This is a genomic window from Streptomyces avermitilis MA-4680 = NBRC 14893 (assembly GCF_000009765.2).
GTDB classification, from domain to species: Bacteria; Actinomycetota; Actinomycetes; order Streptomycetales; family Streptomycetaceae; genus Streptomyces; species Streptomyces avermitilis.
The window spans coordinates 8850091-8863036 of record NC_003155.5 but is presented as its reverse complement, the minus strand read 5'-3'; the positions used below and the strand labels follow the sequence as shown (position 1 = coordinate 8863036).

The 12946-nt window shown below is 72.0% G+C and carries 12 protein-coding genes; 3 read left to right on the top strand and 9 right to left on the bottom strand.

Going from position 1 to position 12946, the window contains the following annotated elements:
* Together SAVERM_RS38135 and SAVERM_RS38130 are read left to right on the top strand one after the other, a co-directional pair.
* Positions 1–1059: a hypothetical protein gene (locus SAVERM_RS38135; RefSeq protein ID WP_010988825.1), complete on the top strand. Its 1059-nt coding sequence runs from the start codon at positions 1–3 to the stop codon at positions 1057–1059.
* A gap of 125 nt (positions 1060–1184) precedes the next feature.
* On the top strand, positions 1185–2411 hold the full coding sequence (locus SAVERM_RS38130) for a lactonase family protein (protein ID WP_010988824.1): 1227 nt from the start codon (positions 1185–1187) through the stop codon (positions 2409–2411).
* Here SAVERM_RS38130 and SAVERM_RS38125 read toward each other — a convergent pair.
* Together SAVERM_RS38125 and SAVERM_RS38120 are read right to left on the bottom strand one after the other, a co-directional pair.
* The gene (locus SAVERM_RS38125) at positions 2379–3107 is read right to left on the bottom strand and encodes a DUF2470 domain-containing protein (protein WP_010988823.1); all 729 of its coding nucleotides are present in this window, start codon (positions 3105–3107) and stop codon (positions 2379–2381) included. The two genes, SAVERM_RS38130 and SAVERM_RS38125, sit on opposite strands and share 33 nt — an antisense overlap.
* Positions 3108–3192: 85 nt before the next feature.
* Entirely contained in the window at positions 3193–3801 is a 609-nt protein-coding gene (locus SAVERM_RS38120; RefSeq protein WP_010988822.1) for a TetR/AcrR family transcriptional regulator, read from the bottom strand.
* A 108-nt stretch (positions 3802–3909) separates the two neighbouring features.
* Here SAVERM_RS38120 and SAVERM_RS38115 point away from each other — a divergent pair, with 108 nt between their 5' ends.
* The gene (locus tag SAVERM_RS38115) at positions 3910–5424 is read left to right on the top strand and encodes a cytochrome P450 (protein ID WP_010988821.1); all 1515 of its coding nucleotides are present in this window, start codon (positions 3910–3912) and stop codon (positions 5422–5424) included.
* Here SAVERM_RS38115 and SAVERM_RS38110 read toward each other — a convergent pair.
* The 7 genes from SAVERM_RS38110 to rhaS form a co-directional block, all read right to left on the bottom strand.
* Positions 5386–6216, bottom strand: coding sequence for a pentapeptide repeat-containing protein (locus SAVERM_RS38110; protein WP_010988820.1), 831 nt, complete (start codon positions 6214–6216; stop codon positions 5386–5388). The two genes, SAVERM_RS38115 and SAVERM_RS38110, sit on opposite strands and share 39 nt — an antisense overlap.
* 279 nt (positions 6217–6495) lie before the next feature.
* The gene (sigJ, locus tag SAVERM_RS38105; RefSeq protein ID WP_037650961.1) at positions 6496–7380 is read right to left on the bottom strand and encodes an RNA polymerase sigma factor SigJ; all 885 of its coding nucleotides are present in this window, start codon (positions 7378–7380) and stop codon (positions 6496–6498) included.
* A 158-nt stretch (positions 7381–7538) separates the two neighbouring features.
* On the bottom strand, positions 7539–8843 hold the full coding sequence (locus tag SAVERM_RS38100; RefSeq protein ID WP_037650963.1) for an alpha/beta fold hydrolase: 1305 nt from the start codon (positions 8841–8843) through the stop codon (positions 7539–7541).
* A 126-nt stretch (positions 8844–8969) separates the two neighbouring features.
* Complete coding sequence (locus SAVERM_RS38095) at positions 8970–9995, bottom strand: LacI family DNA-binding transcriptional regulator (RefSeq protein ID WP_010988817.1); 1026 nt, start codon at positions 9993–9995, stop codon at positions 8970–8972.
* Between the two features lie 79 nt (positions 9996–10074).
* Entirely contained in the window at positions 10075–11481 is a 1407-nt protein-coding gene (locus SAVERM_RS38090) for a BNR repeat-containing protein (RefSeq protein WP_037650965.1), read from the bottom strand.
* A gap of 16 nt (positions 11482–11497) precedes the next feature.
* Positions 11498–11818 carry an L-rhamnose mutarotase gene (locus SAVERM_RS38085; protein WP_037650913.1) on the bottom strand — a complete coding sequence of 107 codons (321 nt, stop codon included), beginning with the start codon at positions 11816–11818 and terminating at the stop codon, positions 11498–11500.
* Positions 11819–11835: 17 nt separating this feature from the next.
* On the bottom strand, positions 11836–12918 hold the full coding sequence (gene rhaS / locus SAVERM_RS38080; protein WP_010988814.1) for a rhamnose ABC transporter substrate-binding protein: 1083 nt from the start codon (positions 12916–12918) through the stop codon (positions 11836–11838).
* Positions 12919–12946 lie beyond the last annotated feature (28 nt).

Genomic DNA, 12946 nt, shown 5'->3' with positions numbered 1-12946 from the left:
ATGACCGAGGGCACCGTGCGGATCGACGGAAACACACTGCGACTGCCGGGCGGAGTACAGGTCCGGTTCATCCGGACCCTGCGGCTGCCCGAGACGGGCACGCACGAGCTGCCTCCGGGGCTCGGCGAGTTTCCGGTGCGCCGCGTCGAGGACTACCCCGACACGGTGCCCGCCGCATGGCGGTCGCGCGGCGGTGTGATGCTGCCGGTGTATCTGCGGGAAGCCATGTGGCTGAGTTTCGCGGGCACCTCGGAGCCGGCCGCGCTCCAGGTCGGCGTGGGCAAGGTGTGTGCCGTGTCGGGCAAGCCGTGGAGTTCCCGGCTGACCCGCGACCCGCAGAACTACGTGGTGCTGCCGCGCCAGCCGTGGCTGGACGGCATCAACTCCGGGAAGGGCACGGTCCGTCAGTTCGTGGCGGTGCCCCTCGGCCTCGGCGCCACCGTCGAGGGCCAGGTCACCGGCGAGGAGGTGTGGGGCGGCGTACAGCTCCAGTCCTTCCCGCTGAACGACGGGGAACTGGCCGCGTGGCGCGACGCGGAGCGCCGAAAGGCTCAGGCACGCCGGGAGATGCCCCCGGCGCCCGGGGGGTACGGCACCGCGATGCCCATGGCGGCACCCGCCGCACCGGGCGCCGCGCCCGCACCGGCCGGTGCGCCCTCGCGCCGGTCGCGCGGCGCCGCGGCGATGGGTCTCGGTGTCGGCGGCTCGATGCGCCAGGAGGTCTACCGGGACGACCGGCCGCTCGGGGCCTGGGCCGAGAAGCCGGCCGGTCGGGTGTTCGTGCATCTCGTGACGCCTCCCGAGTGGCGCCGCATCACCGGCGAGGCGCCCCCGCCCTCCCCCGTGGACCGCGCGGCCTACACCCGCGCGGGACTCCCCTGGTTCGACTACTACGACCAGGACGCCGCGGACCTCGCCCCCACGGACACGCTCGGCAAGGTGCGGCCGGTGGGCGACTGGCTCGGCGACGACCACGAGCCCTGGCAGGAGCCCTCACCGCACCAGGTGAAGCCGCTGGGCGACGCACCGGGCAAGCCGGTCGGGGACGGCGACTGGTAGCCGCCGCACACCACCCGGATGGGCGTTGCACCCTGCGCAACTCCCGTTGCCCTTCTTGCACTCGGTGGTCGCTTCACGTCAAGGTGGCTGTCGCAGCCGAGACGATCGACACCCGAGGTGCAGGCATGAGCAGTGGTGCGGAACCGACGCGGGGCCCGCGGAGCGGCGGCTGGAGCAGGCGCCGCTTCCTCGGAGCCGTCACGGCCGCCACCGCGGTGACGACGATCCCGGCGCCGGTCGCCCCCGGTGACAGCCCCAGGACGACCCCACCCGGAAGCCCCGCCCCGGCGCCCACGCCCGAGACCACTGAGTCACAGCCTTCCGGTCCCCGCCCGCTGTACCTCGGCACCTACACCTCCGTCGACGGCGGCGGCGCGGGCATCGGTCTGGCGACCTACGACCCGAAGACGGGCAAGATCACCGGAACCGGCACCGTCACCCAGGTCGGCGACCCGTCGTATCTGGCGGTCCACCCCGACGGCCGTACGCTCTACGCCGTCAACGAGCGGCAGGACGGCGGCGTGAGTGCCGTACGACTGGCGGACAAGAAGGTTCTCGGCGCGCGCGGCACCGGCGGAGCGGCCCCCTGCCATCTGTCCGTGCACCCGGGCGGACGCTGGCTGCTGAGCGCCAACTACTCCTCCGGCAGCGTGGCCGTGCACCCCATCGGCTCCTCGGGAGCGCTCGGCGAGCGCATGGACCTGGTCACGCACTCCGGTCCGCCGCCAGGGCCGGGCCAAGAGGGGCCGCACGCCCACCAGTTCCTCACCAGCCCCGACGGCGGCCACGTGCTCGCCGTCGACCTGGGCACCGACACCGTCTACAGCTACCGCCTCGACCTGTCGAAGGGCACGCTCACCGAGGCCTCCCAGGCGCACACCCGGCCGGGGGCGGGCCCGCGCCACCTCACCTTCCACCCCCGGGGCCGCTTCGCCTACCTGGCCAACGAGGTCGACAACACGGTCGCCGTCTGCGCCTACGACCCGGCCACCGGCCGTCTGACCCCGGGCGACCCGCAGTCCACCGGCACGGGCGCAGGCACCAGCTACCCGGCGCAGATCCTGGTGACCTCGGACGGGTCGTACGCGTATCTCGCCAACCGGGGCCACAACAGCCTGACGCGGTACGCGGTCGAGGCGGACGGCGCGCGACTGAGGCTGCTGGACACCGTTCCGGTGGGCGGCGACTTCCCGCGTCACATCGCGTTCTCGCCGGACGGCGGGCTGCTGTTCGCGGCGAACCAGCGGTCGAGCACGGTCAGCGTCTTCCACGTCGACCGCGAGAGCGGCGAACTCCGCCTCGCGGGCGAGCCGTTCGCGTCACCCGTCGCCGTCTGCGCGCTGCCGCTGTAGCGCACGGGGGCGCGCGGCCTGGGCGGCCTGGGCGAGCAGGACGTGCATACGTTCGGTGAGCTGTCCCACGTCGTCGGCAGGCCGGTGGAACGGCAGTCGTACGTCGACGTCGCCACGCGCCCGCTCGACGCGCAGGGTGAGCCCGTGCCGGTCGACGGCGAGCGGCTGTACGCGTACGGCGCCGTGCAGGCTGTCGTGTTCGACGAGGCGGGTGAGCCGTTCGACGGCGTCCGGGTGGGCGTCGGCGAGGTGGGTCAGCAGCCCGGCCTCGGCCGCGGCCAGCGGGTCGGGCTCGGCCGCGGCGAACTCGTCGAGGTCGACGACGACCGCCCCGGCGGGCCGGCCGCGCAGGACCACGCGCGTCGGCCGGAACGCCAAGTGCCCCTCCTCCAGGGCGAACCAGCCGGCCATCCAGAGCCGGGCACGGATCCGGTTCCGTACGGGGACGGGGGCCACATCGGCGAACTCCAGCACGGCGGACGGCTCTCCGCGTGGCGCGCAGATCGCGGCGACCCGCAGCGCACTGTCCTCGGGCACGGGCAGCAGCACCACGCCGTCCGCGGCCACGGTGTGCGTGCCGACGAACTCTTCCCGGCCGCCCTCCGCGGTCACCGCGCAGGACCATGCGGCAGCGAGCACGGAGCGGGCGCGTTCCGCCGCGGCAGGCGCGGCCGTCCACGTGTGACGGTCACCCATTCCAACCTCCTTAGGTAAGGCTTGCCTAACCTATCGAAGATCGGGGCGTACGCCAACCAGGCTTCACCACCGCAGCCGCTTCCGGTCAGAGCGCGATGACACCGAGCAGCGCCCGTGCACACAGATCGCGCACCTGCTCCCGGGTCAGCTCGGCCCCGCGGAGCCACTCCAGACAGACGGCCGTGGTGAAGGCCAGCCACCCGCGTACGGCGATCCGCAGCTCGGGCTCCTCCTCGGGCGACCGGCCGATCTCCGGATCCGCGGCGAGCGCCGCCAGGATCTGCCGCTCCTGCGCGGCCAGCGCCTGCCGATAGACCGTCCGTACGGCCTGGTCCCCGGCGGCGTCGGCACGGTGGAACGCGCGAAAGCCGTGGGCGTGCGCCTCGACGTACTCCAGGAACACGTCCAGGCCCGCACCCAGCTGTTCGCGCACGGGGATCCCGGGGACGGCCGCGGTCATCCGCAGCATCCGCCCGCTCTCACGCTCGACGACCGCCGCGAAGAAGTCCCGTTTGGTCGGGAAGTAGTGATAGAGCAGTCCGCGCGAGACACCGGCGATCTCGGCGACCTGTTCGATCCACACCTCGTCGTACGGACTCTCCGAGAAGAGCCGCGCCCCGACGGACAGCAGCTGTTCCCTGCGCTCCTCGGTGCTGAGCCTGCGACGGGTGCGCTCGCCCTGGTTAGCGGCCATGCCCGCACCTTACTTGACGTCGGTTCAACAGCGGGACGACACTGAACCCCGCTATTGAACCCACGTACAACAGTCTCGATTCACCGTGGACACAAGGGAGATGGCGTCATGGCGCAGTCGACGCGGACCGTGATTCCCAAGGGGTTCCGCAGCGCGGAGCTGGGCTGGCCGGAGCTGCACCGCATCCCGCATCCGCCCCACCGGCTTCCAGTCGTCGGCGATGTGCTGGGCGTCAACGTCCGTACTCCCGTGCAGGATTCGCTGCGCATCGGCCGCCGGCTCGGCCCGGTCTTCCGGCGCAAGGCCTTCGGCAAGGAGATCGTCTTCGTGGGGGGTGCGGACCTCGCGGCCGAACTGGCGGACGAGTCGCGGTTCGCCAAGCACGTGGGCCTGGGCGTCGCCAATCTGCGGCCGGTCGCCGGCGACGGCCTGTTCACGGCGTACAACCACGAGCCGAACTGGCAGCTCGGCCACGACGTCCTGGCGCCGGGCTTCAGCCGTGAGGCCATGGCGGGGTACCACCCGATGATGCTGGCCGTGACCGAGCGGCTGATCGACCACTGGGACCGGGAGCAGACGGCAGGCCGTGCCGTGGACGTGCCGGGCGACATGACCAAGCTGACGCTGGAGACGATCGCGCGCACCGGGTTCGGGCACGACTTCGGCTCGTTCGAACGCGCCCGGCCGCATCCCTTCGTCACCGCGATGGTGGGCACCCTGACGTACGCCCAGCGGCGGAACGTCGTTCCGGAGCCGCTGGCTCCGCTGCTGCTGCGCACCGCCACCCGCCGCAACGCCGCCGATCTGGCGTACCTCAACCGCACGGTCGACGCCCTGGTGCGCGCCCGCCGGACCACGAGCGGCGAAGGCGACCTGCTCGACCGGATGCTGGACACCGCGCGTCCCGGGACCGGGGAGCGGCTCGCCCCGGAGAACATACGGCGGCAGGTCATCACGTTCCTGGTCGCCGGCCACGAGACCACCTCGGGCGCGCTCTCCTTCGCCCTGCACTACCTCTCCCGGCACCCGGACGTCGCCGCGCGCGCCCGCGCCGAGGTGGACCGCGTGTGGGGCGGCACGGCCCGGCCCGGCTACGACCAAGTCGCCAAGCTGCGCTACGTGCGGCGGGTTCTGGACGAGTCGCTGCGCCTGTGGCCGACCGCGCCCGCCTTCGCCCGGGAGGCCCGCCGGGACACGGTCCTCGGCGGCGTCCATCCGATGCGGGAAGGCGCGTGGGCGCTGGTCCTGACGGCGATGCTGCACCGGGATCCGGGGGTGTGGGGCGCGGACGCGGAGCGGTTCGACCCCGACCGGTTCGACGCGCAGGCGGTGCGTTCCCGGGCCGCGCACACCTTCAAACCGTTCGGGACGGGGGCACGGGCCTGCATCGGGCGCCAGTTCGCGCTGCACGAGGCGACGCTGGTGCTGGGACTGCTGCTGCGCCGGTACGAGCTGCGGGCCGAGCCCGGGTACCGGCTGCGGGTGGCGGAGCGGCTGACGCTGATGCCCGAGGGGCTGCGGCTGCGGCTGGACCGGCGGGTGCCCGCCGTCGAGGACGTCCCGGTCGCGAACCCGGAGGTGTCCTCAGGTCCCCGCTGTCCAGTGACCGGGGCGGGTGAGTGACGCCGGGATCTTGGTGCCGGCACTGCCCTTGGCCGCGTTGAGCTGCGGCTGGGTCAGGAAGAACGCGCCGGTGAGGTCGGCGTCCGTGAGATCGGTGTCGCGCAGGTCGGCACCGATCAGATCCGCGCCGCGCAGGTCCGCGCCGGTGAGGTCGGCGGCGATGAGGCAGGCGCCGCGCAGACTGGCCGCCCGGAGATCGGCTCCCTTGAGACGGGCGCCGACGAGGTCGGCGCCTCGACGGTCCTTCTTGCGGCGGCCACCGCCCGCCCGGACCAGTTCACTGGTGCGCAGGAGCAGCACATTGACCTCCTGCCGATGCGCGCCGACGTCCAACTGCTCCAGTTCTTCCGGGGTCTGGCGGGTGAGCCGCTCGGTCGCCTCCAGCGCGCGGCGAACGTCGGCGTGGACGGGGCGGGCCGCGGGCAGGGTCAGCGCCTCGGCCAGGTACCAGAGCAGTTCCTGGAGCTGCCGTACGACGGGGAACACGTCGACCATCTGCCGGGCGTGCTCCCGGGTGCCCGACCGCCAGTCCTGGCCGCCGAAGGTGATCTGCGAGACCTTCTGCCCGGCGCCGAAGCAGTCGTAGACCGTGCAGCCCGAGAAGCCCCGGGGCCGCAGTTCCAGGTGGATGCCGCAGCGGAAGTCGCCCTGGAGGTTGCGGCAGGGCTTCCCGGCGTCCTTGTCGATCGCGAAGTCCGCCGAGGCGGCGAAGGGCAGCGCGACGCAGCACAGGCCGAAGCACTGCGCACAGTCGGCTCGCAGTTCGGAGAGGTCAACCGGGGTGTCTCGCATACCGGCCACCCTACGACGGACTCCGCCCCACCCACGCCGCCCGTCGGGAAGCCCGATCCCGACCCAACCGACCGCCCGACCACCCGACCGCCCGGCGCGAAAGCCGATCCCGCCGATCCGGCCGACTACGGCGGAGACCCCCCGGGGGGCCACGCACTCCCCCAAGCTCTCGGCTTCACTCAAGCAGGGAGACCCCCCATGGCCCCGCCCACCGGTACCGGCACCCGCACCGCCCAGGGGCGCCGCTGCTTCCCTCCCCCGTGATCGGCCGGCCAGGCCCTAGCCGGCCGGGAGGTCGAGGCGGGCCAGTCGGTCGGGGTCGGACAGGATGCAGATGTCGACGATCCTGCCGTCCGCGACGGTGACGCCCATGACGCCCATCGGCTGCCCGTCGAGCACGGTGACGACGCCCACCGCGCCGTTGACCAGCACCAGCCGCGAGAACTGCGCCAGCTGCCGGAACATGAGCGCCTGCTCGGCCACCGCCGCCGCGCCCCGGACGAGCTTGGACACCGCGACACCCCCGGCGAGGGCCCCCGCGTCGGCGCGCAGGACCACGTCCGGGTCGAGGACGGACAGCAACGCCTCGAAGTCACCGCCGCGCGAGGCCGCGAGGAAGGCGTCGAGCACCTGCTTCTGCCGGCCGAGGTCGGGATCGGGCGCCGGGGCGGAGCCCTGGACCCGGCGGCGGGCGCGGCTGGCGAGCTGACGGGTCGCGGCCGAACTGCGGTCCACGATCGGCGCGATGTCGTCGAAGGGCACCGCGAACATGTCGTGCAGCACGAACGCGAGCCGCTCGGCGGGCTCCAGCGTCTCCAGGACCACGAGCAGGGCCAGCCCGACGGAGTCCGCGAGGAGCACCTCCTGTTCGGGATCGATGCGCTCCAGGGAGCTGACCACGGGGTCGGGCACGAAGGTGTCCATGGGCTCCTCGCGGCGCGAGGCACGCGAGCGCAGCATGTTGAGACAGACCCGGCTGACGACGGTGGTGAGCCAGCCGGCGAGGTTCCTGACCTCGCTCACATCGGCGTGGCTGAGCTTGAGCCAGGTCTCCTGCACCGCGTCGTCGGCCTCGCTGAGCGAGCCCAGCATCCGGTAGGCCACGGCCCTCAAGTGCCTGCGGTGTTCCTCGAACCGGCCCGCCAGCAGATCGCTCTCGCTCATCGTTCCCCCGTCGCCCATCGCTCCCCCACTCGTCCGCGGAGCCCTGCCGCGTTCCGGTCGGCGGTTCAGGGCCGTGATGATCAAATCACGATCCGCTCCCCGCGCTGAAGAGTCCGGAGGTCGCGGCCGGTCTGCCGCGACCGCACCGGCCCCGGGCCTCAGACCTCGTCGCGCGTCAGGGCGAGCAGCCGGTCCAGGACGCGCGGACCGCCCGCGCGCACCCCGTCGTGCTCGAACTCGTCGGTCACCCAGGTGCGCAGGCCCCGGATCGCGCGGGCCGTGCGCAGGGAGTGCTCGGTGTCGACGTACATGTCGTCGTGGTAGACGGCCGCGGCGACCGGCACCTCGTTGGCCGCGAGGCGGGCGGGGTCGTACAGCGGCTGCCAGTCCGTGCGGGAGGCCAGTTCCTCGGCGGTCTCGCGCAGCGGACGCAGGGCGGGGTCGGCGTCGAACATCCAGGGGTGCACGGACTCACCGGTGAACAGCAGCGGCCCGTCCTCGGTGAGCGTCTTGCCGGCGTCGAACCGGGGGAACTCGGCGCGCACGCGCTCGGCGGACCAGGCGGTGGGGCGGTCGTCCTGGGCGTAGCACGCCTCGTGGACGAGTGCGTACAGCGGGTGGCCCGCGTAGGAGAGGAGGCTCTGGACGTCCTCCTGGAAGGCATCGGAGAGGGCCGGACCCTGCGGGGTGCGGACGAAGGCGTTCTCCAGGAGGTAGTGCAGGCGGTGGCTGCCCTCGCCGCCGCCGAGGAGGATGCCGAGCGACTGGAAGGCCTCGACGGTGAGCCGGTAGCCGCCGTTCAGGACCGGCTCGTGCCGGAGCACGTACTCGGCGATCTGCCGGGCCCGCTCGACGTCCTGCGGGTAGCGGGCGTAGTGCGCGGCGACCTTGCGTTCGATGCGCGGGTACGCGGCCCGGTAGACGTCGTCCGCGTGGGCGTCGAGGGAGGGGAGTCCGCCGGTGATGAGGGCGGCGCGCAGTCCTTCGGGCGCCGTCGACAGGTAGTGCACCGTGCAGAAGCCGCCGAAGCTCTGGCCGAGTACGGTCCAGGGGGCGCCGCCGGTGAGCCGGGGGCGGATGGCCTCGCAGTCGCGGACGATGGAGTCGGCGCGGAAGTGCGTGAGGTAGTCGGCCTGTTCCCGGGGGCCGCCGCGCAGGGGGAGCGTCTGACGGTTCGCCGGTGTGGAGTGCCCCGTGCCGCGCTGGTCGAGGAGCAGGACCCGGAACTCCTTGACGGCGCGCCCGAGCCAGGCCTGCGTGCCGACGAAGCGGTTGGCGCCGAAGCCGGGGCCGCCCTGGAGGTAGACCAGCCAGGGCAGTCCGTCCTGGTGCGCCTTGTCGCTCGCGACGACCTCGCGGGCGAACAGCTCGATGGACTCCCCCGCCGGGTCGTCGTGGTCGAGGGGCACGGTGAAGTGGTGGTCGGTGAGGACGACACCGGGCTGGCGATAGGTGACGGTCAACAGGGCTCCCGAGACGTACGGATTCCAGGCTGCGTCCCAGTTGAACACAGGTTCCGCAGGCGGCCGAGCCCGGGGATCAAGAAATCCGTACTGACCGGGCGCTCAGTACGGCAACTGAACGGCCGCTCAGCGCGCCGACAGGCTGGAGCGCCGCACCACCAGCTCCGGCTGGAGGACGACCCGCCTGTGCTCGTGCGGGGTCGGCGCCGTCTCGGCTTCCGTCTCCTCCAGGAGGAGTTCCGCCGCGAGCGCGCCCATGGTCACGGCGGGCTGGCGCACGGAGGTGAGCGGGACGGCCGCGGCGGCCGCGAACTCGATGTCGTCGTAGCCGACGATCGCGAGGTCGTCGGGGACGCCGACCCCGGCCGCGTACATGGCCTGGAGCACGCCGAGCGCGAGCAGGTCGTTGGCGCAGAACACGGCGGTCGGGCGGTCGGCGAGGCCGAGGATGCGGGCGCCGGCGTCGCGGCCGGCTGCCACGTCCAGGCGTTCGGTGGGCAGCTCGCGCAGACAGTCCGGCCCCAGCCCGGCCTCGGCCAGCGCGTTGAGCGCGCCCGTCCGGCGGTCGCTGACCTGGTTCAGGCCCGGCGGCCCGCTCACATACGCGATGGAGCGGTGCCCGGCGTCGACGAGGTGCCGTACGGCGAGCGCTCCGCCCGCCACGTCGTCCACGGAGACCGAACACTCGGTGGTGCCCTCGGCGACCCGGTCGACCAGGACGAACGGGATGCCGTGGCGCCGGAACGCCTGGATGTTGCGGCCCGTCGCGTCGGCGGGCGTCAGCAGCACCCCGCGCACCCGCTGCTCGGCGAAGAGCGACAGGTAGTCGGACTCCTCGCCGGCGCTCTGCGCGCTGTTGCAGACCATCACGCCGAGCCCGGCCTTGCGCGCGGCCCGCTCGGCGCCGCGCGCGACGTCCACGAAGAAGGGGTTGCCCATGTCGAGGACGAGCAGGCCCATGATCCGGCTGCGCCCGGCGCGCAGCTGGCGCGCGGACTCGCTGCGGACGTAGCCGAGCCGGTCGATCGCGGACAGCACCCGGGCCCGGGTCTCGGAGGCGACCGAATCCGGGCGGTTGATGACGTTCGAGACCGTCCCCACGGAAACCCCCGCGGCGCGGGCCACGTCCTTGATACCCACCGACTGGGCCATCAGGCGGAGACCTCCACGAAAACGGGAAACGGCAGGCAAGCCCTCACATTACATGCGCGCCCGGCCGCGCCGGCCCCCCTCACGCGGGCAGCCCGAAGTCGAGGACATGGAGCGCCGAGGGCGTCGTACCGCTGGACTTCTCCTGGTACATGACCGACAGCACGCCGTCCTGGCCGGCCCGCGTCTCGTCGATCACCACCTCGCCGAAGGCGTTCAGGCCGCCGCCGTCGTACAGGAGCTTCCAGTCCGTGTACCCGGAGGACTTGGAGGCGGCGGCGATCCGGCCGAACGGCATGATCGCGTAGGCGTTGTCGTACCGGTCGAGGGCCAGCTTGGTGCGCTGGCTGGAGTTGAGGGCGATCGGGATCTCGGTCTTGGTCCAGCCGCCGGAGGCGTTCTTGCGGAGGTGGAAGGCACGGCCGTTCGCGGTCCGGTCGGTGACGTAGTTCGTCGTGCACTGGCCGAAGCGCCCGGGGACGTAGCTGATGATCGCGTGCGGCAGGCCGGTGGAGTCGGTGGCCTGGCTCTCCTGGTTCATGAGGGAGTGGTCGGGGTTGAGCGGGTCGATCACGAGTCCGGTGTCGGTGACGGCGACCCGGTCGGAGCCGCCGGTGGTGCCGACGAGCGTCCCCGCGTCGTTGCGCCAGGTCCGGCCGCGGTCGGTCGAGTACACATAGCCCGTGTCGTGGTTGGTGATGCCACCGCTGTCGCACATCACGGAGGCGGACTGCTCGCGCCAGGTGAAGAAGGAGTGCAGCCTGCCGTTCGTGTCGTAGTCGATGCCGTGCAGATACATGTTCCGGGCCGTGCTGGAGCCGTGCTCGCTGGTGTACGTGCCGGTCGAGCCGGACCACTCGCCGAGCGCGGTCCAGGACGAACCGTCGTACTCGGCCAGCGCGTTGCGGCCGTTCCCGGAGATCCCCGCGCGGTAGCTGAGCTGGAGCCTGCCCTCGGGCGTGGCGATGAACTGTGGGTAGGTGAACTGCGAGGTGAGGGCGAGTCCGTCGAGTGTGGTCCCTACGGAGCCGAAGGCGGCGGACGTCCACGCGGGGGCATTGTCGAGCAGTCCGGCCGCCGACTTCACGTAGAAGAAGCCGTCGCTGTGCGAGTCCATGTTCAGGTGCAGACGCCCGTCCGTCTTCGACACGCCCATGGAGATGACGTTGTGGGAGTCGTCGCTCTTGAGCCGGTGCGCGAGGGTGAGCGTCGACCAGTTCGACGCGCCGAGCGTCCGGCGGGCGACGACCGCGCTGCGGTCGGCGGTGTACCAGGCCGCGTACTGGTGGCCCTTGTACGTCAGCAGGCCGTTCTTCTGGAACGCGTTGTTGTTGACCAGCCCGTCGTACGACACGAAGTACACGGCCCGGGCGTCGAGCAGGGTGCTGCCGGTCAGGGTGACCGAGGGGCCGGGATCGGCCGCCCGGGCGGTGCCCGGGGCGGCCACGGCACCCAGCAGCGCCGTTGCCAACAGGGTGCGTCGTCTCATGTCCATGGCTCCAGGGTCAGGCGAGGTGGAAGACTTCGGTCAGGGGTTTCATCGCTTCGTCGGGCCCGGCGCCGTCCAGCGACTCGAAGAACGGCGCCATCTCCGCCTGCCAGCGCGCATTGACACCGGTGGCTTCCATACCGGCCCGGGCGGCCGCGAAGTCCTCGGTCTCCACGTAGCCGACCAGCAGGCCGTCTTCGCGCAGGAAGAGCGAGTAGTTGCGCCAGCCGGTGGCCGAGAGCGCGTCCAGCATCTCGGGCCACACGGCGGCGTGCCGCTCGCGGTACTCGTCGAGGCGGTCCGCCCGGACCTTCAGCAGAAAGCACACGCGCTGCATCAAAAGCCCTTCCGCGGCTAGAAGTTGAACTGGTCGACGTTCTTCGCGTCGAACACGGTAGGCTTGCCCAGGCTGATCACGCCGTCCTTGCCGATGGTGTACGAGCCCATGTCCCCGGCCTTGAAGGTCTCGCCCTCCTTGCCGCTGATCTGGCCCGACGACAGCGCGACGGCCGTGCGCGCGGCGAGCTCGCCGAGCTTGGCCGGGTCCCACAGCTCGAAGCCCTCGACGGTGCCGTTCTTGACGTACTTGCGCATGTCGTTCGGGGTGCCGAGACCGGTCAGCTTGACCTTGCCCTTGTACTTGGAGCCGGACAGGTACTGGGCGGCGGCCTTGATGCCGACGGTGGTCGGGGAGATGATCCCGGCCAGCTTGGGGTGCTCCTGGAGCAGGCCCTGGGTCTGCTGGAAGGACTGCTGGGCGTCGTCGTTGCCGTACGCGACCTTCACCAGCTTCACGTTCTTGTACTTGGGGTCCTTCAGCTCGTCCTTCATGAAGCCGATCCAGGTGTTCTGGTTCGTCGCGGTCTGCGCGGCGGACAGGATCGCGATCTCGCCCTTGTAGCCGATCTGCTCGGCGAGCAGCTGCACCTCGGTGCGGCCCAGGTCCTCGGCGCTCGCCTGGGAGACGAAGGCGTTGCGGCAGCCGGTCTTGGTGTCGGAGTCGTAGGTGACGACCTCGATGCCGTTCTTCATGGCCTGCTTGAGCGCGGTGCACAGGGCGCCCGGGTCCTGCGCGGAGACGGCCATCGCGTCCACCTGCTGCTGGGTGAGCGTGTTGACGTAACTGACCTGCCCGGAGGTGTCCGTGGCGCTGCTCGGGCCGACCTCCTTGTAGCTGGAGCCCAGCTCCTCGAGGGCCTTCTCGCCGCCCTTGTCGGCGGAGGTGAAGTAGGGGTTGTTGACCGCCTTGGGCAGGAAGCCGACCGTCAGGCCCTTCTTGGTGGCGGCGTTCGGGTCGGCCTTGCCGGCCGTGGCGGCGGAGCCGCTGTCGTCCTTCACGTCGTCCTTGGTGGTGCCGCCGCAGGCGGTGGCGGCGAGGGCGAGGGAGGTGACGGCGGCGAGGGCCGCACAGGTGCGGCGGAGGGATGACTTGCGCATGGCGGGGGTCCTTTACGAGGGTGCCTGG

Excerpts from the sequence above, each read along its gene's own strand:
- SAVERM_RS38090 (WP_037650965.1), bottom strand. The coding sequence starts at position 11,481 with ATGAGACGACGCACCCTGTTGGCAACGGCGCTGCTGGGTGCCGTGGCC.
- SAVERM_RS38135 (WP_010988825.1), top strand. The coding sequence starts at position 1 with ATGACCGAGGGCACCGTGCGGATCGACGGAAACACACTGCGACTGCCG.
- SAVERM_RS38115 (WP_010988821.1), top strand. The coding sequence starts at position 3,910 with ATGGCGCAGTCGACGCGGACCGTGATTCCCAAGGGGTTCCGCAGCGCG.
- SAVERM_RS38110 (WP_010988820.1), bottom strand. The coding sequence starts at position 6,216 with ATGCGAGACACCCCGGTTGACCTCTCCGAACTGCGAGCCGACTGTGCG.
- SAVERM_RS38130 (WP_010988824.1), top strand. The coding sequence starts at position 1,185 with ATGAGCAGTGGTGCGGAACCGACGCGGGGCCCGCGGAGCGGCGGCTGG.
- SAVERM_RS38120 (WP_010988822.1), bottom strand. The coding sequence starts at position 3,801 with ATGGCCGCTAACCAGGGCGAGCGCACCCGTCGCAGGCTCAGCACCGAG.
- rhaS (WP_010988814.1), bottom strand. The coding sequence starts at position 12,918 with ATGCGCAAGTCATCCCTCCGCCGCACCTGTGCGGCCCTCGCCGCCGTC.
- SAVERM_RS38125 (WP_010988823.1), bottom strand. The coding sequence starts at position 3,107 with ATGGGTGACCGTCACACGTGGACGGCCGCGCCTGCCGCGGCGGAACGC.
- sigJ (WP_037650961.1), bottom strand. The coding sequence starts at position 7,380 with ATGAGCGAGAGCGATCTGCTGGCGGGCCGGTTCGAGGAACACCGCAGG.
- SAVERM_RS38095 (WP_010988817.1), bottom strand. The coding sequence starts at position 9,995 with ATGGCCCAGTCGGTGGGTATCAAGGACGTGGCCCGCGCCGCGGGGGTT.
- SAVERM_RS38085 (WP_037650913.1), bottom strand. The coding sequence starts at position 11,818 with ATGCAGCGCGTGTGCTTTCTGCTGAAGGTCCGGGCGGACCGCCTCGAC.